The organism is Bacillus sp. AFS029533, from assembly GCF_002585125.1.
Taxonomy (GTDB): Bacteria; Bacillota; Bacilli; order Bacillales; family Bacillaceae_G; genus Gottfriedia; species Gottfriedia luciferensis_B.
This window is the reverse complement of record NZ_NUQC01000036.1, coordinates 27,788-50,244: the sequence shown is the minus strand read 5'-3', so window position 1 is coordinate 50,244 and position 22,457 is coordinate 27,788. Positions and strand designations below refer to the sequence as shown.

The following is a 22,457-nucleotide window of genomic DNA, read 5'->3' as shown; positions in this document are numbered from 1 at the left end:
AATTAATTAAGCAAGCTAAATCGTATGGATATGATTAGTGTTATAATGGTTTTTTGTTAGAACAATATCCTTATTGTAAGGAGGGTATATAAGTGGATTTTCAAATAACTGATTCTGCAAAGGAAGTATTGTGCAATAAAATGGATGAAAATCAATTTATTCAATTGTCATTTGATCGTGGAAGCTGTGACATAGTAAATAATATTTACGAAATGAAAGTTATTAACAAAAGACGAAATGACGCATATGAAAAAATTTTAACAGTAGATAACATTGAATTTTTAGTTAATAATGACTTTGAAGAAGTGTATGATAATCAATTAGTAATAGATTATTCAAACGGATCATTTATCTTTAAAAATAAAAATCAAATATTTAATAATAAAATAGGCCTTAGATATGTTTAGTATTAAACATGCGCCATAGGTAGTCATAAAATATTAAGGTTGAAAATAAGTTGAAGAGGTAAAACCTGGAAGGTGATTTAGCATCCTAATGGAGAGGGTAAGTTCCACTCTCTGGATTAAAATATCTTGTTGGTAAAACAATGGATTATGTCAATAAGAATGCTTTTCAAGGTACCGTTTTAGCACATGTAGATGGAAATGTTCCAATTCTATCTGTAGAGTTCTTTGTAAACCTGGTTATGAAGCTGAAAAAGCTGAATTACTAAAACGTATTAATAAATAAAAGCATCATAAAAGCACTTTTATCCAACTGATTATAGAATAGAGTGAACCCTCTAAGTGGGACACAAGAAAAAACACCTTTTATGTCGTATAGTTAAACTATATTTCATAAGGGGTGTATTTTTTATGGGGACAAGAGTTCATTATGATTCAGATATTAAGAGGAAAGCTGTAAAAATGAATGAGGATGGCTTTACGAATAAAGAGATTATGGAAACGTTAGGAATAAAAAATGTTTCACAAATTAAAAGATGTATGAGGTGGTACCGAGCCGGGGATACACATCGATTTAATCAGCCAGTTGGTAAATAAGATACTTTTAATAAAGGTATAGAAGAACTTTCGGAAATTGAAGCACTTAAATTAAGAGTTAAACAACTTGAGATGCAGAATGAAATACTGGGAAAGTTAAAAGGGATATCAAAAAATTAACGAAAACAGGTATTGTAAAGGTATTAGAAGCACTTTAAGTAAGAAACCCAATTCGAGAAATATTAAAGTTTCTTGGGTTCCCAAAATGTAATTATTACCGTTGGAAAAGACAAAAGTGACAATACTTAAGGATGACACGAAATACAGTGGATTGGGTAGTTTAATAACATTAAATTGTGTCAATCAATTTAGATGATGCCAAATTCTAGATTTGGGATTGTCTTAATAAATTTGAATTCCATAATTAGGATATCAATAAAGATAGATGGAAATAATAGGTAGAGAAAAATGAAAATTTACACAAAAGGAGAAAATAACAAATGAATCAACAACCATTATTTACATCTACAGCAACTGCTGCTGGAGGAAGACAAGGCAGAGTTGAATCGAGTGATGGAAAGATAAAATTTGATCTCGCAATGCCAGGAAGTCCAAGAGCAAAAGAGTTACCAAACGCTACCAACCCGGAACAACTATTTGCATCTGGATACTCCGCCTGTTTTGATGGTGCATTACAGCACGTGGCTAGGAAAGAGCATATAAAAGTCGAAACACAAGTAACTGCAAATGTAAATTTCTTAAAAGATGAAGCGGATCAAGGTTTTAAAATATCTGTAACGCTACAAGTAAAAGGAACTGGAATTGAAAAAGAAAAATTAGAAAATCTTGTGCATAAGGCACACGAATTCTGCCCATATTCAAAAGCAACAAAAGGAAATATTGATGTAACACTTGAGGTTATTGAATAATATGGATTCAGTACTTTTTTAAAAAGAATTAAGTCAAATGTAAGACTTCATCATTTACTATAGTTCTACAGTACAAATTATTAATTAGCTCAGTGTTGAGGAACACAGGAAAACTATATAGGAATTTAGAGTATACATTCCAAATGTATCATTTCAAGCTTTATTCAGTGTGTCTAACACTAATTTTAAATTGTTCCTTTCGCTTACTTGATAAGCTATAACCTTATTGTAAAGATCCATTCCTAAACATATTTAACTAACTGGCGCGTTAGCTCAACAACGATGGACTAAAAATAGAATTAAATTACATGCGTATTCTTGGAATGAAAATGCTAAAAGATTATACGAAAGATGACATTTGCAATCCCTCCTTTCCTAAGCACTATTGTTTTCCTATTCATAAAATATTATCATTCAACGTGCTTCAAATAGGTCAATATAAGCATAATTCTACATTTTAAGGAAAACGTAATAAAAAAATGAATGGAGGAAATCCAAATGAGCACTGAAAATCCTAATGACAGTTATCCATTTCCAATTTCAGGAGTAGATTTAGATTCTAAGAACAGTGTGAAATTAAATGAGGATACATATGAAGTGTATGTAAATGATGAGCTTGTCGGACATAAAACATTAAAGAGCGCTGGTGAAAAGCTTTCTGATATTGAGGACTTTTTAAGTCATCAAGGAATTAATGATTTTTCTTCTGCAGTGAGAGGTGACCATTACTTAATTCATACTAGTGGAGACTTCGAACATTTGAAAAATGCATTATCCGTGTATTTTGAAAATCGATAGTAAGCAATTTGTTAAGCGAAATCTTTATAATAATTTGAAGCCCCTTAAAGTAGATTTTTTAAGTAATCTACTTTAAGGGGTTTTTTATTTAACTATAAAAGGATAAGTTACTAAACATTCTTATAGATAGCATGATTTATTGCGTTAATATAATAAGAATATCTTGTGACTAAACTTTCTTGATTGGAGTGAAACGATATGCTTGAAGTGAAAGGACTGGCTTCTTTTTCACCTTTAGGACATTTAAATGAGTTTCGAAAAGACCCTCTTCTATTTTTAAGTGATCTTTATAATAATTATGAAACGATTGTCTCTTTTCGACTTGCTCATCGTAGGATTCATTTGCTGAACTGGTTCTGACGAATGGGTATGTTCGTTAAAAAGATTACTTTTAACCTTATGAAATAAAGGTATTATAAATAAGTGAAGAGGGAGAAGACGTTCCTTATTTCCTTTACCATGGATTAATATTGTATTGTTTTCAAAATCCAATTGTTCCCAAGTTAATCTAACAAGTTCTGATCTCCTCATACCTGTTGTTGCCAATAACTTAAACATAACTTCATTCCGCAGCGAATAAGGATGATTATCGTGTTCTAAAAAATTAAAGAACAATTGAAGTTCACTTAATTTCATATACTTAGGTAATTTCATATCAATTTAGGAGAGTCAACTCCAGCCATAAAATCAAAGTTTACGAAATGATCTTTGACACAGTATTACTAAATGACTTTAGACAGGAAATGCTGGCGTTGTAGTGTTCTAGGTTTAATATTATTGTGTATGACTTGGTCCTGTATAAAACGACGAACAATAGAGCTTGAAATATCCGAAAGTACAAGTGATCGACTATGATTTTTTAAAAACTGAACAAAACAATGCAAATCGTACTCATATGAGATAAAAGTATTGTTTGATAAATTTCTCTCAATTTTAATGTAAGATAAAAACTCATCAACGGCATGTTGAATATTCATTTGCAAAATACCTCCTAATATTTTTGTTATAAGGATGCAACCGAGAATTATGTACTGAACCAAATAATTATTGGTATGACCTGAAAGATTATTGGTAATATCCGTTACTTATTGTGAAGGTGATACCGAGAACTGCCTAATAATGAATATTACCGGAAGTGAGTACCTGGAGTTATTGGTACTCTTTACTTTTTTCTAGTTTACATAATATATATTATAGGAAGTTGAGGTAAAATCACTATAATCCATCTCAATTAGCAAGTATTCTTAGTGTTTTGAGATAAAATAGAAAAAATCATCAATTTGAACACTCAGATCAATAAATATCAAATCAGTTTAAATATTAACTAATTTATTAAAACTCAAATTTTATTTAGAAATTTTAACAATTACACTTGAGTAAAATTAAAAATTTTCATCAAAAAAAATAAAATTTTATTAATTAATTTGTGTAAGTTTCTACAACAATTCAAACATTTTATTTTTTAATTGCACTTACTGATTTTTATTTGATTTCAATTACCGTTCCATCATTAAAAATCAATCTTTCAATCCTCAATATATTCTATTTTTAAAAACATATTTCAAACTATTTATAATCTCTTCATGTGATTTCCCTCACAATATGTATCTCAATAAAAAACATCACGAATTAAGTGATGTTTTTTAAAGTTGGTTACCTATCGATCTGTTTCTGTATATGTAATTCCTAAGTACCTTTCAGTTCTTGGTTCAAATTCAACATTTACATATACCCCGAATTCCCTGCTTCCATCTTTTAATCTTAACCATAATTTGAATTTTTCTACTGAGACTGTTGGTGTTTTTTGTTCCCTTCCTATGTGTAAATAATCTATAACATCCGATTGTGGGTATTTTTGGATTGTTTTTTCAACTGCAATTTTCCCCCATTTAGCATATGGAGGCTCATAAACAGGTTCTGCAGCAACTGAGTTTACATTGCAAAAAATACAAAATAAGAATGAGAAAATGAAAATGGCTCTGAATGTTCTTTTCAAAATACCTCCTCCTTTTTGCTCCTATCTTTACTATTCGACCTCTCTACTCAATCTATTCGCTTCCTGTTTGTGCAATTTATATCAGTTTTTACGCTTTTTACTAATAAAAAGAAATTTTTTACAAATAGTAATCCTATATGTATTTGATTAAGGAGGATTTATTTTGCAAAAAAATTTTCACTATAAAACTGCATTTGTTATCTTATGCATAATATGTATTTCGCTGATTACTTTAAATATTTACTTACCTAAAAAACAAGTTGATGCATTTAGTAGTCAAGTGCTTAGCCGTGGTTCAACAGGTCAAGATGTTAAGGAACTTCAAGAACGACTTATATTTATAGGTTTTTTAGACGATAAGGCTGATGGCGTTTTCGGCTGGAATACTTACTGGGCTCTTCGTAATTTTCAAAAGGAATTTGGTATGAAGGTTGATGGTGTCGCAGGAACAAAATTAAAAGAAAAGCTGACAAAAGCAACTAAAAATTATAAAGGTAATACGGCCAATAATACATCAAATAATAATACTTCTAATAACAACAATAAACCGGCTAAACCAAATACAAGTAACCCTAATAATTCGAATGCAAAACCAAATAATAAACCGATTGCAAACGCACCAAACGGTTATACAGATAACGATATTAAATTAATGGCAAATGCTGTTTATGGAGAATCACGTGGTGAACCATATATCGGTCAAGTTGCTGTTGCAGCAGTCATTTTAAATCGTTTAACAAATGCGTCTTTTCCAAATTCAATCGCTGGTGTTATTTATCAACCAGGTGCTTTTACGGCAGTAGCTGACGGTCAAATTAATTTAACACCTAATGCTCAGGCTAAAAAAGCCGTAATTGATGCAATAAATGGCTGGGATCCAACCACTGGCTGTATTTATTATTACAATCCTAAAACAGCAACAAACCAATGGATTCGGGGCCGCCCTATTATTTTAACTATTGGTCAACATATTTTTTGCAAATAATTGTAGTGAGGTGTAATTATGAAAGGAAGTTGGATTGTTGCAGGTGCTTTAGCAGCCGCTCTAGTCGGATCTGGTTATTGGGGATACACGCAACATCGTGAATTGAATGAAATGAATTTAAAAGCCGAAAATAATTATCAAAGAGCTTTTAATGAATTAACATACGATATTGATTTATTACACGATAAAATTGGAACGACATTAGCAATGAATTCTAGAACGTCTCTCTCCCCTGCTTTAGCAGATGTATGGCGAATTTCGATTCATTCTAAATCTGACATAGCACAGCTCCCATTAAAATTTGTGCCTTTTGACAAAACTCAAGCCTTTTTAACTGGAGTAGGAAACTTTAGCTATAAAACAGCGGTTCGAGATTTAAATAAAGAACCTTTAACTGCAAAGGAATATAAAACTTTACGTGATATGTATTCGACAGCTGAAAAAATTCAAGATGGACTCCGTAATGTACAAACAAACATCATGAATAAAAACTTAAGTTGGATTGATGTTGGTCAAATGACTGAAGAAAGAAAAGCGCCTCGAGACAATAGTATCGTGGATGGTTTTAAACATATTGAACAAGTAAAAGCAACAACTGACCAAGATTTTGGTCCTACCTTCACAAATGGGCAAGAAGAATCTAAAGGATTAAAGAAACTTACAGGTAAAAAAATCTCTCAGGATGAAGCTAAAAAAATAGCCCAAAAATTTGTTCCGCTTAAAAATGTAAATAAAACTCAAGTTACTAGAAGTGAGAACAAAAATTTCGAACCATTTTATGCTGTTACTATGGCTCATACTAACCCGACCGCTGATACTTATATGCAAATAACTGAAACTAAGGGTTTACCGATCTTTTTTATAACAAATAGACCAATAAATAAGCAAAAAATTAGCTTAGATGATGCAGTAAAAAAAGGTCTAAACTATTTAGATTCTAAAAACTATAAAGATATGGAATTATACGATAGCTCTCAATATGATACAATCGGTGTGCTTCAATATGTTCATGCAATAGACGACGTACGCATCTATCCAGAAGCAATTCAATTAAAGGTAGCGTTAGATAACGGGCAAATCATCGGCTTTAATGCTAAAAACTATATTACTTCAAACCATGTACGTAAAATCCCTACTCCTAAGCTTACGCTTGAGCAAGCAAAAGCAAAGCTTAACAAAAATGTTAAAGTCGAGGAAGAACGCCTAGCGGTTATCTTAAATAGTTTTAATAAAGAAGTTCTTACTTATGAATTTTTAGGTACATATAATCACGATACATATGATATCTTTATTAATGCAATGACTGGTGATGAAGAAAAAGTTAAAAAACTATGAGTAATCAAAAAAGCACAGGTTAATCACTTCCTGTGCTCTTTTGTATACAAAACGATAACTTATCTTTGTAATTTTTATCGATTTACATTTAAAATATCTTTAAATACTGAAGCACTACGATACTAACCCCTAAAAAGATAACATAATAGCCAAAAATATTCAGTGATTGTTTTTTCAATAAATTGATCATCCAGCTAATGGCTAGATACCCGAATAAAGCGGCGGCTAATGTACCAAGAAATAGCGGGAAAAACGCAATTTGTTCCGCGTTTCCACCAAGTAGATCTTTTCCCTGGAAGACGATTCCACCTAAAATTGCAGGGGTAGATAATAAGAATGAAAAATACGCAGCGCTTTTTCGTTCCATTCCTTTAAATAATGCTGCAGCGATTGTTAATCCTGAACGAGAAACCGCTGGAAATATAGCAAGTGCTTGAAATGAGCCGATGAATAAGGCATCGACCCATGTTAGCTCCTCCATTGTTTTCTTCCCTTTTCTCCTTTTATCAGCAATAAATAAAATAATACCAGTAAAAATAAACTCCCACCCAATCGTTTTACCCGAAACAGATATCTTATCGAAAAAATCTTTAAATAATAAGCCTACAATTACTGCGGGTAATGTGCCAACAAAAAGCAATAAAGTTAATTTTGAAAAAGGTTTTTTTATCAAACCTTTCCATTCTTTACTGTAAAAAACAAACACCGCTAATAAAGTACCAATATGCATTAACGTATCTAATAATAAGCCTGCCTCATCTAAGCCGAATAAATGTCTACCAATATATAAATGACCGGTACTACTGATTGGGAGAAATTCAGTTAACCCTTGAATGATGCCTAATATAATTGCTTCAAAGTTAGACATAATCAATTCTCCTTTCATTCAAATTAGTAAATTATATGCAAAAAAAATTCAATTCTTGTCCAAATTATTAAAAATATAAAAAAGCATCATGTAAGATGCTTTTTGGTTGGTAATCTTGAAAATAACTTACTAGTAGGCTCTTCATTTAATTGGTTTGAAATATAGTTTGTAGCGGCAAGTAGTTTTTCTTCGTCGACATCAGTAGTAATCTCAAGTCGATGCAAAAATGAAATTAAATCTTCCGTTTCAATCATTCGATTTTGTTCATTAGATGGAAAGCAACCTCCAAACCCTCCATTAGCTGATTCAAACCGCTGAATCCCATATGAAAGTGATGTATAGATATTAGAAATGCCATTCCCAAAAGTATTATAAAATTGCATTGAGCAACGCTCTTTAGGAATGTTTATTAATAAATCCTCCAAAAATAACTTAACTTGATGAGGTGTTGCTTTGCCTTGCGTATCAACAAATGATACCTCCTCCACTCCATCATCTAATAATTGCGATGCCAAGTCGATTGCCTTTTGATGACTTACTTTTTCATCGTGATCGCCAAATACTGTTGTAATATAAGCACGCGTAAGCTTTTCATAATCTTTTGTTACTTTTGTCATTTCTTTAATATCTTTCAAAGATTGAGTGATCGAGCAATTTTTAACTTTAACATTGTATGACTCGCTTGTTGAGATAAAAAAGTTAATTTCATCTGCATCTACGACAAATGCTCTCATTAGACTTCTTTTATTTGGTACTAATACTCCATATGTTATGTGATGCTCTCTTTTTAACTTCAATACTAATTCGGTAGCCTTATTAAACTGTTGTTTATCCGGAAAATTCATTAACGTGGACACTTCGATGTGATTTAATCCACTATCAATCAGATAGTTAATCCATTGTAATTTTTGGTCAATAGATAATCGTGATCCATATTGAAAATTAATACGAGGTCCAATTTCTTTTATGAATACAGACTGTGGCAAGTTCAATATGATCGACTCCTATTCTACTTTTTATTTTTTTAAAACTAGCTCCTCTGAAAATATCCTTGTATTAATTCTACTTTAGTCGAAAGTTATTTATGATAGACAAAGTGAATCCTAAAAATAAAAAAAGCTCCCGATAAATATCAAGAGCTTTTTCGAAATCATTGTTTTAAATGAATAACCAAAACAAATTAGTGAAATTTCCATATTTTGCATAAATATCCAATTCAAGAAATATAAACCCGGTATTTTTTGGAAGAATATACATTTATTTGGTAGTTTATACTTCTAAATCTTCGCCTTCTTCAATTACATGGAATAATAGATGAACTAAATGATGAATTGAACTAGAAGCATCCAGTTCAACTTCCTCTTCTTCAGAAGTTTCATCAACGAATTCTAAATCATTTAAATATAAAGCCATGAATTCATAAAAATCTTTCATTGCAAATGAATAGCAAGCAACTGGTTCTTCATCTTCTTCATTATATTGAAGGACTAAATGTGATACATTTCCTTCATTATCCTCTGAATCTAAAAACACAAAAAAGCCTATATTCGTATCGATTTCGAATAAATGTCTAGTTCCACCTTCAGTAGACTTATGGTATTCCTCGTCATTCAATTTTTGGATTAACATATTATCTACATTATCTTCTTTGTGAAATGTTACATTAAAAGATTTCATCATCATTCTCCTTTTATATCGATTGATCAACGCATGTCTTCATTATGTAACATTCCCTATTTTATAGCAATTATTTCCATAATTAAAAAAATCAATAAACGGGAAATCTATAACTAAAAAGGAGTGGGTTTGATGAGTAGAAAGAATAAAATCTTAGTTCCTGAATCTAGAAAAGCACTTGATGCACTAAAAGCAAAAGTAATGCATACAACAAATCCTGAAGATGCTAAATTCGAAGCGGCTGAGGAAGTTGGAGTTCCTTTAACGAAGGGATATAATGGCAATTTAACGTCTCATGAAAACGGTAAAGTTGGTGGACGTATTGGTGGCAATATGGTAAAAGAATTAGTTAGAATGGCGCAGGAGAATTTGAATAAACGATAAAGGTTTTTTGAACATGTGATTGTCATATTAACTATTCGAGACTATTAAATTAAAGTAAATTAATTAAAAAATAACCCTGAATCCAAAAAAGAAACAGGGTTTTTTTCGATCGTATCTCTTTATAAAATTTATTAGAAAAGTCCATGAATAATATATTTCACAAAATCAGTAAAACCTTCTCCTACACCTGTAAAAACCATTTCGTGATAGGCATTATTCATGCTTAATGCAACTGATATACATATAAGGATTGGGACTATAATCATTACTTCCTTTTTCATATAAACAACACCCCTTAAAGTACAATTTAAATTATAATTTTCTGACTATATCGAAATTGTATACAATGTGTACGTATTATTCAATTGTGAATTTTTACCAATAAAAATTACTTTTTAAACGATAAAAAAATCAGATTGTAAGAAGTAACTTGCTTTAGCAACTACTACAATCTGATTTTATTTTTTTAGAACTTGAACCTGAAAATATTTACTAATTTGCATCGTCAGTAACACATTTGCAAATTGTCAAAAAAAAATAGGAGTGTGCATAGCACGCCCCCTATTTCTACTGATTAAATTTAGAAAATGTATTTTTGTTTTTATGCTATTCTTTTTTCCATTTCCTCAAATTGCTTTTCTACTTTTGGATTTGAATTTGAAGTTAATAGACTAACTACAATAACTGCTAGTAAGCTGAAAAAGAAACCTGGAACCATTTCATATAAGTTGATTGCTTCTTTAATCGCATCGACGCTGATCCAAATGATAACAGTTGCTGCCCCTACTAACATGCCTGCAAGTGCACCCCAGCTAGTCATTCTTTTCCAGAATAAACTTAATAATATAGCCGGACCAAATGCAGCACCAAAGCCTGCCCAGGCATTACCAACAAGATTTAGAATCGTATCATTCGGTGTTAACGATAAAAGTAATGATACGATCGCAACGACTAATACAGCTATTCTACCAATACGAACAAGCTCTTTATCAGATGCATTCTTTTTACCAAAGATACGATAAAGATCTTCTGTTAAAGCACTTGCAGTTACTAAAAGTTGAGATGAAATAGTACTCATAATCGCTGCTAGTATAGCAGATAACAAGAATCCAGTAATTAGTGGATGAAATAATGTTTCTGAGAAATAGATAAAAATTGTTTCTGGATCATCTAATGTTAAGTTGTTAACTGAAATGTATGCAATTCCAACTAGTCCTGTTAATGTTGCACCAACAATCGTAAAAATCATCCATCCCATTCCAATACGACGCGCTGGCTTTAATTCCTTTACAGTTGAAATCGCCATAAATCGAACAATAATATGAGGTTGTCCAAAATAACCTAATCCCCAAGCAAGTAAAGAAACAATTCCAATAAATGAAGTTCCAGTAAAGATATTTAATAACTTAGGGTCTATATTTTTAATTTCATCGAAAGCAGGCTTTACTCCACCTACATCTGTAAAAGCAACAAGTGGTACCAAAATTAATGCAATAAACATAATTAGACCTTGAACGAAATCTGTTAAACTTACAGCTAAGAACCCACCAAATAATGTATAGGCAATTACAACCGCAGCTGTAATAATTAATCCTACTTTATAATCGATCCCGAAAGCTGATTCAAATAATGTACCTCCAGATACAAAACCAGCTGAGCAATAAAGTGTAAAGAAAATGATAATAACAACAGCTGAAGTAATTCTTAAAATTCGAGTTGAATCTTGGAATCTTTTTTCAAAGAAATTTGGTATTGTAATTGAATTATCGGCTACTTCAGTAAATACACGTAGTCGGGGTGCTAATAGTAAATAGTTTAAATATGCTCCAAGCGTTAATCCAATAGCAATCCATGCAGATGAGATACCAGTTGCGTACATTGCACCAGGTAATCCCATTAACATCCATCCGCTCATATCGGCTGCACCAGCTGAAAGAGCAGTAACTGCAGGTCCAAGACCACGATCACCAAGCATATACTCGGATAAACTATCAGTAGATTTTTTATAAGCGTAAAAACCTATAGCTAACATAAAAATAAAGTAAATAGAAATTGATATGAGTACTTGCGAATCCATTTTATCCCTCCGTTATAGCAACTTCTTATAATCTGATTTTATTTAGTCTTCGTCCTTTACATCTATATCTTCAGGAATTGGTTCGTTATAGTAATCTGCAATCATTTTTTTTGCTTTTTCCATTTGTTCTAGATGATTATTAAATTGCTCTTTGTAGATTAAATATTGTTCACCATCATGGACTGCTCTTATTTTTCGTTCTTGAATTAACTGGTTAATATAGGATTCATCAAGATCTAAGTATTCCGCTGTTTCTTTAATTGTTAAATACATTTTGTTCTCCTTACCTACTCATTCTTACATTATCTTACTATTTTTTTGAATATGTTCTTTTGTTTAATATACATATACATTACCTAAATCTCTGTTGGTGTGCCCTGGTGAAAATACATTTTCCATTGACCATCTTTTAACTTCCAAATTGAACTACGTAAGGAATGTTGTTTTTTTATTTCATTAAAAATTCGATAGGTTACTAATGTAATTTCGTCTGATAATGGATGAATTTCAAAATCACTTAATGTCATTTTTACGATTCCAATGCCAGTTTCGAATTGATCTTCTTTATATAAAACCCTTCCTGAACTACCAAATTCAAAAAATTCATCGGCTAGTAGCTTTTTTAGTTCAATTTGTGAGGTGCGAATTTCTGGTTGTAGTAATTTTTCTTCTAACATACAAAGATGTTCTTTTAAAAAATCTAAACTTTCCATTATTCATTCACCCTCTTAGTTTGATTTAGATTGATGTCAAATTAGTAAGCTTTACCCCAATAGACCATTACATCTGTTTTCTTTCCACAGCATACACATGTGTTAGCAAGTTTTTCTTGTTCAAATGGAATACATCTTGAAGTTAAACCAGCTTCTTCTTTAATTTGTTCTTCACAAGCTAGATCCTGACACCACATCGCTTTAATAAAGCCTTGTTTTTCGTCACTGATTTGTTTTAGTTCTTCCATTGAAGTAGCTTCATATGTTTTTTCTGTACGATTGTTTAATGCTTTTTCGTAAAGTGATGTTTGGATTTCTTGAAGTAAATTTGTAATATTTTCTTCTAAAGCATCTAATGAAACAATCGTTTTTTCTCGCGTGTCACGTCTTACTAAAACTGCTTGATTCTTTTCAATATCTTTTGGCCCAATTTCAACACGAACTGGAATTCCTTTCATTTCATATTCGTTAAATTTCCAGCCTGGCATTTTATCTGAAGTATCAATTTTTACTCGAGCAATTTTTGAAATACGGTTTTTTAATTCAGTTGCCTTTTCGATCACACCTTCTTTATGTTGAGCAATTGGAATGACCATTACTTGAGTTGGAGCAACTTTTGGTGGTAATACTAATCCGCTGTTATCACCGTGAACCATAATTAAAGCGCCGATTACTCTTGTTGTCATACCCCAAGAAGTTTGGTGTACATATTGTCTTTTAGAGTTTTTATCTGTGTATTGAATATCAAATGCTTTTGCAAATCCATCTCCAAAGTTATGAGATGTACCACTTTGTAATGCTTTCCCATCGTGCATTAAGCTTTCAATTGTATAAGTAGCTTTTGCACCTGCGAATTTTTCTTTTTCTGTTTTTTGCCCTTTAATAACAGGAATTGCTAAGAAGTCTTCTAAGAAATTAGCATAAACATTTAGCATTTGAATTGTTTCTGCTTGTGCTTCTTCAGCGGTTGCATGAGCTGTATGACCTTCTTGCCATAAGAATTCAGTCGTTCTTAAAAATGGTCTTGTTGTTTTTTCCCAACGAACTACTGAACACCATTGATTATATAGTTTTGGTAGGTCATTATAGCTTCCAACTGTTTTTGAAAAATGCTCACAAAATAGTGTTTCTGATGTAGGACGAACTGCTAATGGTTCAGCTAATTCGTCATGCCCACCATGCGTAACCCAAGCAACTTCAGGAGCAAATCCTTCTACATGATCAGCTTCTTTTTGTAATAATGATTTAGGGATAAACATTGGCATATATACATTTTCATGATCTGTTTGTTTAAATTGAAAATCTAATTCTTTTTGGATATTTTCCCATAATGCATAACCATAAGGTCTTATAATCATACAACCTTTAACACTTGAGTAATCGACTAATTCTGCTTTTTTTACGATATCTGTGTACCATTGTGCAAAATCAACATCCATATCTGTAATTGCTTCAACAAATTTTTTTGTAGTCATTTTCTCTACTCCTATTCATTTTTAGAAAATAAAAAAAACGCGCGAGAATAATCTGTAAGGGACCATTCTCGGCGTTACCACCCTAATTACTATATAGAAAATACGAAATAAGCGGATTTTTATAAACAAAAAACGCCATGAATGATCAAAAGGGACCATTCATGGCGTTACCACCCTACTTATTATGTAAAAGCTCTACATAATCTCTTAACATCTTTAACGGGAAAACCGCTGTAGCCTACTATTATTTCGGTACAGAGACTCCAAGGCTGGTTCAGAATACTTGCTTTAGGAATTTGCACCGACCATTCCCTCTCTTAAAAGCTTATAAACTTACTATTCCTTTTCTAAGTCGTTTATTAATTTAAAGTTATAATACGTGAACAAATTGTATCTGTCAATGTGAATTCTACCCATTTTTTTAAAATTTCTTACATTTCTTACTAGATTGCCTCATTTTTTACTTCTTTTGCTCGTTTCTTGGGTAAGGGTACTTCAGATAGCAGCATACCACCTACAATAAAAGTCCCACCGATAATTGTTTGGATCGATAATGTTTCATTTGCAAAAAGTACTGCGGTAAATGCGGCAAAAACAGGTTCAAAAATAAAAATTAATGCTGCTTTCGTTGAAGAAATATGTTGTTGAGCAAACATTTGGACCCAAAATGCGACACTCGTACAGAATACTGCTGTTACAATGACTGCAAAAATGAATGTCGGGTTGACCCAAAGTTCTTTAGAAAATGAAACGGAAGTATCTTCAAAAATTAGAGAGAAAATCGTACTACTAATGCCAACAGTTGCTAGTTGAATCGTTGTAAAGCTGAGTGGATCCATTTGCTTCGTATATTTTCCTGATAAAATAATATGGAATGCAAATGCAACCGACCCAATTAGTGTTAGTACATCTCCTAGATTTACAGAGAATGAATCACCTAAAGTTAAGAAACTTAGTCCAAGTAATGCAATTAAACACGCAATTACAGTAGACCAGTTAGACCGTTCTTTATAGACTAAATATAAAAGAACAGGTACTAATACAACACATAGACCAGTAATAAAACCTGATTTTGATGAAGTTGTATACTTCAATCCAAATGTTTGAAGTAAATACCCTAAAAACAACATAAATCCAATACCACTAGTAATAACGATTTGTTTAACCGTTAATTTAGTTTTTTGTTTTCTTTTAACTAAAAATGGTAAAAGGACTAAAGTTGCGAGTATAAATCGAAATGCGTTAAATGCAAACGGTTCAACGTATGCAATCGCATTTTGGACTACTACAAATGTTGTGCCCCAAAGTAATGTTACGATAATTAATGAGATTGTAGCTATTCTTTCTATTCTCAGGTCTCTCATCCCCTCTCCCTAAGTTGGTCCCATAAAATGCAAGTAAAGAAAACTCGTTGATTGACGAGCCTAAATGGCGACTATGCTGAAATCACTAGATTGCTGCCTATTTTTCCCACTTAACGAAAAAAAGATGTGATATTCCCACATCCAAGTACTATAATTTTATTGGTTCCACATTAAATTATATCTTTATTTTATCATAGTGTGTAATCAATTTGTCTCATAACTGTAAAATTTCTCTATCTTATGATAGTTTTTATGGAAATTTTGCCCAAAACTTGATTAGTTCATGATTGACTCATTGAAGCCTCATCCATATACTTAAATACAGAAAAATAGGAAAAGGTGATTGGATGGATTTTGAAATTACATATTTATCGTTTTATGTTGTAACTGTTGAAGGGAAAGGTGAACAATCTGATAAACGATATAAACATTTTCAAACATTAGATGAATCAATGTTTGAAGAAAGCGAATTGAAAGGCTTTTTAGAAGGTGAACTTGAAAGAATTGTAAATCGAAAAGTTGAAAAACATCCAAAATCTGATTCTGTACCTACAAAATTAGGTCACTTTATCGTCGAAGAAGGCCATTCTTTAGACTCAAATCCAAATTATAATTTATTCCAGCGTATACGTGATGCAAAATCGATTGAAGATTTTAAAGCAGAAAATGAGACTTTAGTCATTAATTATATTGATACTAGTGCAGTTCGCGGAGGAGCATTTCTAGTTATTCAAGCGAAACTAAGAAAATATTTTGATGACCCTTTCTTATTTGTACTAAAATGTGATTTTGAACCAAAAGTAGCCTCCATTTCAGATGAATCAACACTCATTAAAACAGTTGAAATGGCAATTACCACGAAAAATATGAAATCAATTCAATACCCTTATATGGAAGAATTAGGGATGATCTCAGAGAGTGAATTAAAAATCCATCAGGCATCACACGCTAGATATTTTGAAGACTTTTTAAAATTTGTTTCCTATTCTGAATCAATGCCTGAAATTGTAAAATCTCAAGTAATGGAAATGGTATATGACAAAATTGAAGATGTATTTGAAGAGGAAAGTGTTGAAAGACAACAATTTGATGCAGCAATGGAAGTATGGGCAGCAAGTCCTAAACGTGAAATTCAAGAGCATTTTACACCCAATGAAGTCATCGAAGCAGCAGCACAAATCGTGGAACATACACCAGAAATTGAATTATCATTTAAAGCGGATCATTTTTCTGTAAAAGGATTATTAGCTGATTTTGGTGATAACCTGCATATTGCGAAAGTAAACGGTCGATATGTCGTAATTTTAGAAGCTGATGTATTGCAATTTGAAAAGGGATTTTCTCCAATTGAGTTTTTGAAGCCGGACGAATTGGAAGATGTAATTGAGCGAATTGGTCAGAAAGTAAATATTCCAGGTTATTGATCGATCGAATAACTCAATTTAAAAATAATGAATATAGTAAAAAATTAAAAGACAGTTGGCTATTACTAGTTGGCTGTCTTTTTGATTTCAATTAGAGTAGAATTACTCGCTCCACCAAAACCAATAACTATAATTTTACTTACTCTCTCATCTATTAAATCTTCCAATTTCTACTCTGATCTTTAATTCTCTCTTCTTAGTTTTTTCTAGTTTTCTATCTTACTATAATATATGTTAACCAACTAAAATATTTAGTTGACATATAATTTGAGTTTCATTAATATGAAAGAAGTTATTAGAAAATTGACATTAGGAGAATTAAAATGAAGATTAAAGAAATTACATTTGTAGCAATGTTTGCAGCAGTTATGGGTGTCCTTGGACAAGTTCCTCCGATTATGTTATCCTTTACACCAGTTCCAATTACTTTACAAACACTTGGTGTTCTTCTTACTGGTGGTGTTTTAGGTGCTAGGTTAGGTGCATTAAGCCAAACTATCTTTTTATTACTAGTTGCAGTTGGAATGCCGCTTCTATCCGGTGGTCGTGGTGGTTTTAGTGTATTTGCAGGACCAAGTGTTGGTTATTTAATTTCATGGCCTATTACGGCTTTTGTAATTGGGTATTTATTATCTCGTTTTAAAACGTTAAAATTAAAACATGTCTTATTGATTAACTTGACTGTTGGAATTCTATTAATCTATTTAATCGGTATCCCAATTCAAGCGGTTATGATGGGAATTCCAGTTATGACAGCGGCTAAATTAAGTTTAGTTTATATTCCAGGAGATGTATTAAAAGCGATTCTTGCTTCAATTTTAGTATTCAAACTAAGACAGCAACCAGTTTTTTTGAGCACATTGACAAAAAACTATTCAAATCAATCAACAGAAAATATGTAAATCTTTGAGACACTCTAGTTGTGTCTCTTTTTTATAGAGGTGATTTAAAATGGCAAATATTACAGAAACCTATCAGAAAAACGCTAATTTGTCGCCTGACAAAATTGCGATACATACGAGTACGAATCAAATCAGTTATAAGGAATGGAATCAATTAATTAATCAAACGGCTAATTGGCTACACTCTTATCGATCAAATTCGAGAACAATAGGTATCCTTTTACCGAATGGTATCTCGTTTTTGCAGATGTTTACAGGAGCTTCTAAAGCAGGTTGGATCGCTGTTCCCTATGATATGAAATGGAATCTTGCTGATTTGGAAAAAAGGGTAAAGCTTTCGAATCCTTCAATCATTGTTACAACAAAAGAAATGTACAATAAGATTCATTCGATCCATCCAAATGTGAAAGTTTTAGATGATATCCTACAAGAAATAGCCCTATTTGATAGCTTATCTTCAATGGAGATAAATGAGGACCTACCTTTCTATGTGGGATTTACTTCAGGCACAACCGGTAGCCCCAAAGCATTTATCCGTTCTCAAGATTCATGGGTTGCTAGCTTTGATTGTAATCGATTTGACTTTGGATTAGATGAAACTGATCAAACTCTCATACCTGGAGCTTTGATTCATTCTCATTTTTTATATGGTGCAATTAGTACTTTATATTTAGGTGGAACAGTTTACCTTTTAGAAAAGTTTTCTCCTTTAAACGTTATATCAAGAATTAATTCTTTTCCTATTACAACAATTTATGTTGTCCCGACAATGATTGAAGCGTTAATAAAAGAAGGTATTCAAATCGATCAAGCGATGAAAATACTTTCGTCTGGTGCAAAGTGGACTGAAAAATCAAAAGTTGAATTTCGTCATTTGTTTCCTGCGATGACGATTTATGAATTTTTTGGCGCTAGTGAACTAAGCTTCATTACCGTTTTGTCTGATAAAGATGGTGTCCATAAGGCAAAAACGGTCGGGAAACCTTGTTATGGTGTGGAGTTACAAATTCGTCGACCAGACCAAGAGTTTGCTAAACCGAATGAAACTGGAAAAATATATGTGAAAAGTAAATATTTAATAAATGGGTATTTTGAAGAAAATGAAAGAACTATTCATTCAATTCAAGATGATGACGGCTGGGCTACAGTTCATGATATGGGCTTTATTGATGAAGACGGTTTTTTAACAATAAACGGTCGTGAAAAAAACATGATTTTATACGGAGGTATTAATATATTTCCTGAAGAAATCGAAAAAGTTATTTCTCTTCATCCGGATGTTGAGGAAGTTGCAGTCGTTGGTCTGTCAAACCCGTATTGGGGTCAGATTGTTGCTGCAGTGATCAAAGGTAATAGTAATTCTTTTGAGCTAAAAAGATTTTGTAAGACACAACTATCAGCATATAAAATTCCTCGTAAATGGTTTTTTCAAAATGAAATGCCGTATACGACGAGTGGAAAGATCGCACGCGCAGAGTTAATTAAACAAATTGAAATGCAGGTGACTAACAATTAAAAGAGCTGTCATTGTCAAAGTAAAGCGAACACCTATCGGAAAAAAAGGTGGAATTTTACGAGATTTTCAACCACATGAGCTTGCTGCCCCATTGCTCAAGCATTTGGCAGATGGGTTAAATGAAAAGATTGATGACATCATTTTAGGAAATGTTGTTGGACCAGGAGGAAATGTCGCTCGAGTTTCTGCATTAGAAGCGGATCTTCCTCTCTCAGTCCCTGGGATTACAATTGATCGTCAATGTAGTGCAGGATTAGAAGCGATTCGAATGGCTTGTTACTTAGTTCAAGGTGGTGCTGGTAATTGCTATCTTGCTGGTGGTGTTGAAAGTACTAGTACTTCCCCATTTCCTGCTAGAGCTAGATTTGCACCTGACAAAATTGGTGATCCTGATATGGGCATTGCAGCGGAAAATGTAGCTGAAAAATATGGTATCTCAAAAGAAACTCAAGATGAATATGCGTTATTAAGTTATACACGAAGCTGGGAATCTCATCAGAATGGATACTTCAATGAGGAGATTATTCCAGTTGGTGGTTTTGACCAAGATGAAGTATTTTTCAAAAAAAGGAAAATGGAAGAACTTTTAAAAAGAGCAAAACCAGTATTTAAAAAGAATGGTACAGTCACAGCTGCAAATAGTTGTGGGATTCATGATGGCGCATCCGCTGTTGTCATCATGGAAGAAAATGAAGCGATAAAAAACGGTTTTAAACCAGTTTTACGATTTGTGGATAGTCAAGTTTCGGGTGTTCATCCTAATTATCCAGGTGCAGCACCGATCCCTGCTATTCAAGATTTATTAAGTAGAAACAAATTAACAGTTGCAGATATTGAACTTTATGAAATAAATGAAGCTTTTTCTTCAAAAGTAATAGCTTGTTCAAAAGAACTTTCCATCCCCACTTCCAAGTTAAATAGTTGTGGAGGAGCATTAACGATCGGCCATCCATATGGTGCATCTGGAAGTATCATGGTCACGAGACTTTTTTATGAAGTACAAAGAAGAAAAAACTTACAATCAAGTTATGTAGTCGCTGCAATTGGAAGTGGTGGTGGAATCGGATTAGCTGTCTTGTTCGAGGTCGTAAAATAAAATTAATAAATCATCAAGTAGTAAGAAGTATAAAGAGAGGTAAACATATGAAAGTAATTGGTTCAATCGATCTACATACACGCTGTAAACATTACCATACTGCAAGAGATATCATTGCCATCAAATTCAAGTGCTGTGATACGTACTATGGATGTTATTATTGCCATGAGGAAAGCACTAATCATAAACCAAAAACATGGAATAAAGACGAATGGCAAACAAAAGCAATTCTTTGTGGTAATTGTCATGAGGAATTAACTATAGGGGAATATCAAGATTGTAACTACAAATGCCCTAAATGTGAATCTGATTTTAATCCAGGGTGCAAAAACCATTACCATTTGTATTTTGAGTGAATATGAAATACTTTATTAGTTTATGTTTATGGAGCTGAAAATTCAGCTCCTTATTTTTGTTTAATGTAATTTTAGCTTTTTTTGTTTATTTCCCTTAATATTAAAGCTTCATCTTCAGTTATCTCACCGCTTTTTACTTTTTCATCTATTATTTGTAAAATTGATTGTTTAAAATTTTGTTCCATTTTTACTCTTAGTTTTCTTCTTTCTTCCCATTCTTTTTTAGTACGGTATTTTAAGATAACATTTTGAATGAATTGATTAAATTTCTCTTGTGCTTCATTTCGCAATTCGGCTGAAAAAAGTATTATGCTTTTAGGCTTTTCTGAATGTTTCTTAATCGAAGAATCGAAAAATAGTTCTTCCTCTGTCTTAGAATAATCTTCAAAAAGAATATCCCATAATCCTTGATTGTTTTTATATGCTATCGCCTCAATTTCCTCTTCATATTCTTCTATGAAAAAAGTAATATGCCAATGACGACCTATTAAATGCCGCTTGATTTCATCGCAATATGGATGAAAAGAGGTTTCTATATCAATTAACTCCATGCCATTTGAAATTGACTCAAGTTGAATTGGTATTGGCTTCGGAAGTGATTCATTATCATCTAAGATTCCTGCTAAGCTAAATGCTAATTTTTTCTTTGCCTCTTTGATTGCTTCAAATTTTGTTCTGCCATTTGATAAGGAAATTTCCCAACCATGTTTAGGGAAAAGAGTAGGAAAATAAACACCAAAACCTCCATCTACTTCTTGTTTAATTATTGCTGGATATCTATATTTTTCAAAATTAATCATATGAACTCACCTTTTTTCAAAAAATTACTAAGGTTTAAATAGAAAAAAAATAGAATAGTTTCTCAGGTAACTATTCTACTATCTGAGATAACAAAAAAATTGATTTAACAAATATTATGTGCAACAGAAAAAGGATGCCAGTCGGCCTCCTTTTTCTATTGAATATTATTAAACTATTACGATTGCGTTTGAAGAGCAACTCTTAAACCTAACCCAATATAAACTAAACCAATTGCCTTCCCCATCCATTTTGGTCCTTTTGTCTTCTTACTAAAGATTTTTTTACCGATTACACTTGATAAAAGCACTAGTAAAGTTGTGTACAAAATACTCAGTAATACAAATGTCAAACCTAGAGTTAAAAGTTGAATGAATACCGGATGTCCATTGTGTTGAACAAATTGAGGTAAAAGAGCTAAGAAAAATAGTGCAGTTTTAGGGTTTAATACTTCGATCAGCACTGCTTGACGAAAAGAAAGTTTACTATTTACTTCTTTTTGTTCAGTTGCTTTTTTACTGTTTTTCGATTTTTTAATGATTGCAGTAATTCCTAAATAAAATAAATAGGCTGCACCTAAATATTTAACGATTTCAAAAGCAAATGCAGAAGTCATTAAAATTGCTGATAATCCAAATACTGATGCACATGTATGAATTAAGTCACCGACAGCAATCCCAACGCCTGTTAAGATGCCATTCCATTTCCCACCTTTCATTGTTTGGGATAATGTTAAAAGTACAGCGGGTCCTGGTATTAAAAATAGCATTAATACAACTAAAATAAATGAAAGCATGATGTTCTTCTCCCCTCGTTACTTTAT

General features: G+C 32.2%; 26 protein-coding genes, 1 pseudogene and 1 other annotated feature. Of the genes and pseudogenes, 13 read left to right on the top strand and 14 right to left on the bottom strand.

Going from position 1 to position 22,457, the window contains the following annotated elements:
- The first annotated feature begins 92 nt into the window (after positions 1-92).
- The 5 genes from COE53_RS18705 to COE53_RS24440 all read left to right on the top strand — a co-directional run bounded on the left by COE53_RS18705 (position 93) and on the right by COE53_RS24440 (position 3,028).
- Positions 93-407: an iron-sulfur cluster biosynthesis family protein gene (locus COE53_RS18705; RefSeq protein ID WP_098948523.1), complete on the top strand. Its 315-nt coding sequence runs from the start codon at positions 93-95 to the stop codon at positions 405-407.
- Positions 408-815: 408 nt separating this feature from the next.
- The gene (locus COE53_RS18695; protein WP_098948522.1) at positions 816-1,001 is read left to right on the top strand and encodes a hypothetical protein; all 186 of its coding nucleotides are present in this window, start codon (positions 816-818) and stop codon (positions 999-1,001) included.
- 440 nt (positions 1,002-1,441) lie between these two features.
- Positions 1,442-1,870, top strand: coding sequence for an organic hydroperoxide resistance protein (locus COE53_RS18690; protein ID WP_098233966.1), 429 nt, complete (start codon positions 1,442-1,444; stop codon positions 1,868-1,870).
- 498 nt (positions 1,871-2,368) lie between these two features.
- Entirely contained in the window at positions 2,369-2,668 is a 300-nt protein-coding gene (locus COE53_RS18685) for a hypothetical protein (RefSeq protein ID WP_098233963.1), read from the top strand.
- A gap of 198 nt (positions 2,669-2,866) precedes the next feature.
- Complete coding sequence (locus tag COE53_RS24440; protein WP_286162599.1) at positions 2,867-3,028, top strand: hypothetical protein; 162 nt, start codon at positions 2,867-2,869, stop codon at positions 3,026-3,028.
- 75 nt (positions 3,029-3,103) lie between these two features.
- Here COE53_RS24440 and COE53_RS24435 read toward each other — a convergent pair.
- The 3 genes and pseudogenes from COE53_RS24435 to COE53_RS18670 form a co-directional block, all read right to left on the bottom strand.
- A pseudogene (locus COE53_RS24435) lies at positions 3,104-3,304 on the bottom strand (tyrosine-type recombinase/integrase); the annotation flags it as partial.
- Positions 3,305-3,390: 86 nt separating this feature from the next.
- A complete protein-coding gene (locus COE53_RS18675) occupies positions 3,391-3,645 on the bottom strand; it encodes a site-specific integrase (RefSeq protein ID WP_098948520.1) in 255 nt (84 codons plus the stop codon).
- Positions 3,646-4,325: 680 nt separating this feature from the next.
- Positions 4,326-4,664, bottom strand: a complete 339-nt coding sequence (locus COE53_RS18670; RefSeq protein WP_098948519.1) for a DUF3889 domain-containing protein — start codon at positions 4,662-4,664, stop codon at positions 4,326-4,328.
- Between the two features lie 199 nt (positions 4,665-4,863).
- Here COE53_RS18670 and sleB point away from each other — a divergent pair, with 199 nt between their 5' ends.
- Positions 4,864-5,649, top strand: coding sequence for a spore cortex-lytic enzyme (gene sleB, locus COE53_RS18665; RefSeq protein ID WP_439097772.1), 786 nt, complete (start codon positions 4,864-4,866; stop codon positions 5,647-5,649).
- 15 nt (positions 5,650-5,664) lie between these two features.
- Positions 5,665-6,984, top strand: a complete 1,320-nt coding sequence (gene ypeB / locus COE53_RS18660; protein WP_069033107.1) for a germination protein YpeB — start codon at positions 5,665-5,667, stop codon at positions 6,982-6,984.
- Between the two features lie 88 nt (positions 6,985-7,072).
- Here the strand turns inward: ypeB and COE53_RS18655 are convergent, their stop codons facing one another.
- The 3 genes from COE53_RS18655 to COE53_RS18645 all read right to left on the bottom strand — a co-directional run bounded on the left by COE53_RS18655 (position 7,073) and on the right by COE53_RS18645 (position 9,529).
- Positions 7,073-7,852: an undecaprenyl-diphosphate phosphatase gene (locus tag COE53_RS18655; RefSeq protein ID WP_069033108.1), complete on the bottom strand. Its 780-nt coding sequence runs from the start codon at positions 7,850-7,852 to the stop codon at positions 7,073-7,075.
- An 86-nt stretch (positions 7,853-7,938) separates the two neighbouring features.
- Entirely contained in the window at positions 7,939-8,844 is a 906-nt protein-coding gene (locus COE53_RS18650) for a beta/alpha barrel domain-containing protein (RefSeq protein ID WP_175495542.1), read from the bottom strand.
- Between the two features lie 277 nt (positions 8,845-9,121).
- Positions 9,122-9,529 carry a cytosolic protein gene (locus tag COE53_RS18645; protein WP_069033110.1) on the bottom strand — a complete coding sequence of 136 codons (408 nt, stop codon included), beginning with the start codon at positions 9,527-9,529 and terminating at the stop codon, positions 9,122-9,124.
- A gap of 132 nt (positions 9,530-9,661) precedes the next feature.
- On the opposite strand from COE53_RS18645, the gene COE53_RS18640 reads away from it, so the two are divergent.
- Complete coding sequence (locus COE53_RS18640) at positions 9,662-9,913, top strand: alpha/beta-type small acid-soluble spore protein (RefSeq protein WP_069033111.1); 252 nt, start codon at positions 9,662-9,664, stop codon at positions 9,911-9,913.
- A gap of 131 nt (positions 9,914-10,044) precedes the next feature.
- Here the strand turns inward: COE53_RS18640 and COE53_RS24095 are convergent, their stop codons facing one another.
- The 6 genes from COE53_RS24095 to COE53_RS18615 form a co-directional block, all read right to left on the bottom strand.
- Positions 10,045-10,194, bottom strand: a complete 150-nt coding sequence (locus COE53_RS24095; protein WP_175403466.1) for a hypothetical protein — start codon at positions 10,192-10,194, stop codon at positions 10,045-10,047.
- 320 nt (positions 10,195-10,514) lie between these two features.
- Positions 10,515-11,990: a sodium/proline symporter PutP gene (gene putP / locus COE53_RS18635; RefSeq protein WP_069033112.1), complete on the bottom strand. Its 1,476-nt coding sequence runs from the start codon at positions 11,988-11,990 to the stop codon at positions 10,515-10,517.
- Positions 11,991-12,032: 42 nt separating this feature from the next.
- Complete coding sequence (locus tag COE53_RS18630) at positions 12,033-12,263, bottom strand: excisionase family DNA-binding protein (protein ID WP_025569189.1); 231 nt, start codon at positions 12,261-12,263, stop codon at positions 12,033-12,035.
- Between the two features lie 83 nt (positions 12,264-12,346).
- On the bottom strand, positions 12,347-12,703 hold the full coding sequence (locus COE53_RS18625) for a nuclear transport factor 2 family protein (RefSeq protein WP_069033113.1): 357 nt from the start codon (positions 12,701-12,703) through the stop codon (positions 12,347-12,349).
- A 41-nt stretch (positions 12,704-12,744) separates the two neighbouring features.
- Positions 12,745-14,178 (bottom strand): proline--tRNA ligase, encoded by a 1,434-nt coding sequence (gene proS / locus COE53_RS18620; RefSeq protein ID WP_091021296.1) that lies wholly within the window; start codon positions 14,176-14,178, stop codon positions 12,745-12,747.
- A 147-nt stretch (positions 14,179-14,325) separates the two neighbouring features.
- Positions 14,326-14,537 (bottom strand) — a binding site (T-box leader).
- Positions 14,538-14,621: 84 nt separating this feature from the next.
- Complete coding sequence (locus tag COE53_RS18615) at positions 14,622-15,542, bottom strand: DMT family transporter (RefSeq protein ID WP_098948518.1); 921 nt, start codon at positions 15,540-15,542, stop codon at positions 14,622-14,624.
- A gap of 347 nt (positions 15,543-15,889) precedes the next feature.
- On the opposite strand from COE53_RS18615, the gene COE53_RS18610 reads away from it, so the two are divergent.
- The 5 genes from COE53_RS18610 to COE53_RS18590 all read left to right on the top strand — a co-directional run bounded on the left by COE53_RS18610 (position 15,890) and on the right by COE53_RS18590 (position 20,836).
- On the top strand, positions 15,890-16,966 hold the full coding sequence (locus COE53_RS18610; RefSeq protein WP_069033115.1) for a DUF3900 domain-containing protein: 1,077 nt from the start codon (positions 15,890-15,892) through the stop codon (positions 16,964-16,966).
- Between the two features lie 323 nt (positions 16,967-17,289).
- Complete coding sequence (locus COE53_RS18605; protein WP_025568382.1) at positions 17,290-17,868, top strand: biotin transporter BioY; 579 nt, start codon at positions 17,290-17,292, stop codon at positions 17,866-17,868.
- 49 nt (positions 17,869-17,917) lie between these two features.
- Entirely contained in the window at positions 17,918-19,384 is a 1,467-nt protein-coding gene (locus tag COE53_RS18600) for an AMP-binding protein (protein ID WP_091021297.1), read from the top strand.
- Complete coding sequence (locus COE53_RS18595) at positions 19,380-20,480, top strand: acetyl-CoA C-acyltransferase (protein ID WP_098948517.1); 1,101 nt, start codon at positions 19,380-19,382, stop codon at positions 20,478-20,480. The genes COE53_RS18600 and COE53_RS18595 overlap by 5 nt, the downstream gene beginning before the upstream one ends.
- Positions 20,481-20,527: 47 nt before the next feature.
- Entirely contained in the window at positions 20,528-20,836 is a 309-nt protein-coding gene (locus tag COE53_RS18590) for a CHY zinc finger protein (protein WP_025568379.1), read from the top strand.
- Between the two features lie 71 nt (positions 20,837-20,907).
- On the opposite strand, the gene COE53_RS18585 is transcribed toward COE53_RS18590, so the two are convergent.
- Together COE53_RS18585 and COE53_RS18580 are read right to left on the bottom strand one after the other, a co-directional pair.
- Entirely contained in the window at positions 20,908-21,636 is a 729-nt protein-coding gene (locus COE53_RS18585) for a type II toxin-antitoxin system HicB family antitoxin (protein ID WP_091021299.1), read from the bottom strand.
- 176 nt (positions 21,637-21,812) lie between these two features.
- The gene (locus tag COE53_RS18580; protein ID WP_025568377.1) at positions 21,813-22,430 is read right to left on the bottom strand and encodes a LysE family translocator; all 618 of its coding nucleotides are present in this window, start codon (positions 22,428-22,430) and stop codon (positions 21,813-21,815) included.
- Between the last annotated feature and the right edge of the window lie 27 nt (positions 22,431-22,457).

Bases quoted from the DNA above. Each gene is read 5' to 3' on its own strand.
- COE53_RS18675 (WP_098948520.1), bottom strand. From the start codon at position 3,645: ATGAATATTCAACATGCCGTTGATGAGTTTTTATCTTACATTAAAATT.
- COE53_RS18645 (WP_069033110.1), bottom strand. From the start codon at position 9,529: ATGAAATCTTTTAATGTAACATTTCACAAAGAAGATAATGTAGATAAT.
- COE53_RS18585 (WP_091021299.1), bottom strand. From the start codon at position 21,636: ATGATTAATTTTGAAAAATATAGATATCCAGCAATAATTAAACAAGAA.
- COE53_RS18600 (WP_091021297.1), top strand. From the start codon at position 17,918: ATGGCAAATATTACAGAAACCTATCAGAAAAACGCTAATTTGTCGCCT.
- COE53_RS18640 (WP_069033111.1), top strand. From the start codon at position 9,662: ATGAGTAGAAAGAATAAAATCTTAGTTCCTGAATCTAGAAAAGCACTT.
- COE53_RS18610 (WP_069033115.1), top strand. From the start codon at position 15,890: ATGGATTTTGAAATTACATATTTATCGTTTTATGTTGTAACTGTTGAA.
- proS (WP_091021296.1), bottom strand. From the start codon at position 14,178: ATGACTACAAAAAAATTTGTTGAAGCAATTACAGATATGGATGTTGAT.
- COE53_RS18605 (WP_025568382.1), top strand. From the start codon at position 17,290: ATGAAGATTAAAGAAATTACATTTGTAGCAATGTTTGCAGCAGTTATG.
- COE53_RS18630 (WP_025569189.1), bottom strand. From the start codon at position 12,263: ATGTATTTAACAATTAAAGAAACAGCGGAATACTTAGATCTTGATGAA.
- COE53_RS18685 (WP_098233963.1), top strand. From the start codon at position 2,369: ATGAGCACTGAAAATCCTAATGACAGTTATCCATTTCCAATTTCAGGA.
- COE53_RS18615 (WP_098948518.1), bottom strand. From the start codon at position 15,542: ATGAGAGACCTGAGAATAGAAAGAATAGCTACAATCTCATTAATTATC.
- COE53_RS18695 (WP_098948522.1), top strand. From the start codon at position 816: ATGGGGACAAGAGTTCATTATGATTCAGATATTAAGAGGAAAGCTGTA.
- COE53_RS18625 (WP_069033113.1), bottom strand. From the start codon at position 12,703: ATGGAAAGTTTAGATTTTTTAAAAGAACATCTTTGTATGTTAGAAGAA.
- COE53_RS24095 (WP_175403466.1), bottom strand. From the start codon at position 10,194: ATGAAAAAGGAAGTAATGATTATAGTCCCAATCCTTATATGTATATCA.
- putP (WP_069033112.1), bottom strand. From the start codon at position 11,990: ATGGATTCGCAAGTACTCATATCAATTTCTATTTACTTTATTTTTATG.
- COE53_RS18580 (WP_025568377.1), bottom strand. From the start codon at position 22,430: ATGCTTTCATTTATTTTAGTTGTATTAATGCTATTTTTAATACCAGGA.
- COE53_RS24440 (WP_286162599.1), top strand. From the start codon at position 2,867: ATGCTTGAAGTGAAAGGACTGGCTTCTTTTTCACCTTTAGGACATTTA.
- COE53_RS18690 (WP_098233966.1), top strand. From the start codon at position 1,442: ATGAATCAACAACCATTATTTACATCTACAGCAACTGCTGCTGGAGGA.
- COE53_RS18655 (WP_069033108.1), bottom strand. From the start codon at position 7,852: ATGTCTAACTTTGAAGCAATTATATTAGGCATCATTCAAGGGTTAACT.
- COE53_RS18590 (WP_025568379.1), top strand. From the start codon at position 20,528: ATGAAAGTAATTGGTTCAATCGATCTACATACACGCTGTAAACATTAC.